The organism is Prosthecobacter sp. (genome assembly GCF_046154365.1).
Classification (GTDB): Bacteria; Verrucomicrobiota; Verrucomicrobiia; order Verrucomicrobiales; family Verrucomicrobiaceae; genus Prosthecobacter.
On sequence record NZ_JBJXFV010000104.1, the window covers coordinates 1 to 2835 of the forward strand.

Annotated in this window: 2 protein-coding genes; one reads left to right on the top strand and one right to left on the bottom strand. The window is 60.5% G+C overall.

From position 1 onward, the window contains the following. Positions 1 to 26 precede the first annotated feature (26 nt). Positions 27 to 1400: a Gfo/Idh/MocA family protein gene (locus tag ACKVY0_RS13490; protein ID WP_409215348.1), complete on the bottom strand. Its 1374-nt coding sequence runs from the start codon at positions 1398 to 1400 to the stop codon at positions 27 to 29. 71 nt (positions 1401 to 1471) lie between these two features. Between ACKVY0_RS13490 and ACKVY0_RS13495 the strand changes: the two genes are divergently transcribed. Next, positions 1472 to 2437 carry a threonine dehydratase gene (locus ACKVY0_RS13495; protein WP_409215349.1) on the top strand — a complete coding sequence of 322 codons (966 nt, stop codon included), beginning with the start codon at positions 1472 to 1474 and terminating at the stop codon, positions 2435 to 2437. The last annotated feature ends 398 nt before the right edge of the window (positions 2438 to 2835 follow it).

Sequence of the window (2835 nt, forward strand, 5' to 3'; positions counted from 1 at the left end):
CCACCTGCTGGCCAGCACCGCCCGAACTAGAGCGCTGATGAACCCTCGCCCTGCCCTCCAGTATTAATTGCCGCCCAACAATGCCCGGCAGGGTCCAAATCCGAAATCATTTTTGCGCTCTCGTCAGCGAAGAGTTCCTGGCCGAACTTGTCGCCCTCCAGTCGCTCTTTGACTTCGCCGACCTTCATCGCCTTGCCGAGTCGATACGAGACATTCGCCATGTGTGACAAGCATGCGGCAGCATGGCCGTGGCGAATGTGCAGCACGTCCTTGGTGTATTTACCGGCGCGGACTGAGTCGATGAAGTTCTTCATGTGATCCGGGCCGGTGAGGAAGTTTTCAAACTTCATGATGGCCTTGCCCTCATGGTCATAGGCCTTCGATTCAGCCACATAACCGCCTTCGCAGTGGATGACGTTACCGTCGCGCACACCTTTGAACGGAGCGGAACCGAGCTTCGGATTCATGTCCTTCACGGGCAGGCCAAACTTGTCCATGATCAGCGGCACCGGCTCGTATGGATGAAAGGCGATCTGGCAGTTCGCCGTCTGACCATCATCCACATAGCCCCAGCGGTTGCCGAAGCTCATCACGCGCCTCGGCAGCACATCGGGATCACCGAGCGCCCAGCGGGCCACGTCGTATTGATGCGGGCCTTGGTTGCCGATGTCGCCGCCGCCATACGGCCACTGCCAATGCCAGTCGTAGTGGAATTGTTTCCGCATGATCGGCAGCTCGGGACGTGGGGCCGACCACAGCTTGTAATCCACCGTGGCAGGTGGCTGCTGCGGACCGTCCACTTTATCAATGCTCATGCGCAGGCCGTGAACGAGCGCATGGGAGAGCTTCGTCTTGCCGATGTGGCCTTCTTTGATCCACTGCATCGCGGAAGCCCAGCCTTCATCGGACCGGCGCTGCATGCCATGCTGCACCACGATGCCCTTCGCCGCCGCCTTCGTGGCCGCAGCCATGAGTTTGGCGCTTTCGATGAGATTGTGGCTCACCGGCTTCTCGACATAGACGTGCTTGCCATGCTGCAATGCGGTGAGTGCTATGAGCACATGGCTGTGATTCGGCGTGGCGATGGTCACGGCATCCACATCCTTGTCAGCGCAGCACTCGCGGAAGTCACGGTAGGTTTTCACCTTCACGCCCTTCTTGCTGAGATCGGCCACTTTTTTGTCCACGACGGCGGAATCCACATCGCACAGCGCCACCAGCCGCACACCTGACACCTTCAAGAGTTCATTGATATGACCGCCGCCACGACCGCGAAAGCCGATGACAGCAACGCGCACGTCGCTGTTCGCCCCGAGCGGTGCGGCCCAGGCGGGAAGTGAGACAGCTCCAGCGAGAGAGGTTTGCAGAAAGCGACGACGGGAGGTGGCGGGCGTATTCATAGTGCGACTCATAACGCGGCGAGCGGGCTTGCCTTTGCGAAGTTCATGCCTAGCCATGGGTGATGGAGCCACTGCCGACCCTCAGCGAAATCGAAGCCGCCAAGGCGCTCATTCGTCCGCACATCCGCGAAACGCCGACCTATCGCTGGCCGCTGCTGGAAGCGGGCCTCGGCTGCGAGCTGTGGCTGAAGCATGAGAACCACACGCCGGTTGGCGCTTTCAAGATTCGCGGCGGACTCGTCTATATGGACGAGCTGAAACGGTCCCAGCCGGATGTGCGCGGCGTGATCGCCGCCACGACGGGCAATCACGGCCAGTCCATCGCCTTTGCGGCCAAACTGAACGGACTGCGTGCTGTGATCGTCGTGCCGCATGGCAACAACCCGGAGAAAAACACGGCGATCCGTTCGCTCGGTGCCGAGTTGGTCGAGCATGGTGAGCAATTTCAGGATGCGCTCGAATTCTCACGCGAACTCGCTGCCAAAGAGGGGCTGCACGCCGTGCCGTCGTTTCATTCCTGGCTCGTGCGTGGCGTAGCGACGTATGCGCTGGAGCTGTTTCACTCAGTGGCCAATCTCGATGCGGTGTTCGTGCCGATTGGCCTCGGTTCCGGTTTCTGCGGAATCGCAGCCGCGCGTGAGGCATTGCGATTGAAGACGAAGATCATCGGCGTCGTGTCCGAGCATGCTCCGGCTTACGCGCTGTCGTTTCAGCAGCGCCAGTTTGTCGAGCAATCGAGCACGACACGCGTCGCGGAAGGCGTGGCCTGCAAAACACCCAACAAGGATGCGCTGGAGCATGTGATCCGTCATGCGCACGAAATCGTGACCGTGAATGATGACGAAGCTATCGCCGCCATGCGCGAGATCATCCAGGCGACTCACAACATCGCCGAAGGTGCCGGTGCGCTGGCGTTTACGGCGCTGAAGAAGCACCGCGAGCAATGGCAGGGCAAACGCGTGGCCTGCGTGCTCACGGGTGGCAACGCGAGGATGGGAATGCTACGCGAGGCGCTTCAGGCGCAGTTAGATTTGTGAAGGCCAACGGCCTTCCGTCTTTCAGCCCAGGGTTGTGCGAAGCACTACCCTGGGTTTGGCCGTAGGGGTGCATTCTTCCCAAGGGCGAACCGCAACGCGGTTCCGTCCTCCTCCGGCGACGATGGACGGAACCCCGTTGGGGTTCGCCCTTGGAAGACGGTACTTTTGATCGGTAACCCAGGGTTGTTCCAACCCTGGGCTGAATGACGCAAGCCCTTTGGGCTTGAAAGGTGGGTGCATGTCTCCAATCAACGCTGAGCCGTAACGATGCAGTCAAAGGCAGTGGACGAAGACAGACTCAAACACCCGCAGGTGAAGGCTCGCGGCAGCGTCTTGGAGTGCGCCAGTCCTCTGGCGCTTTCGAGCGTCCCCGGGCCTGCGGAAAGCTCCAGAGGGCT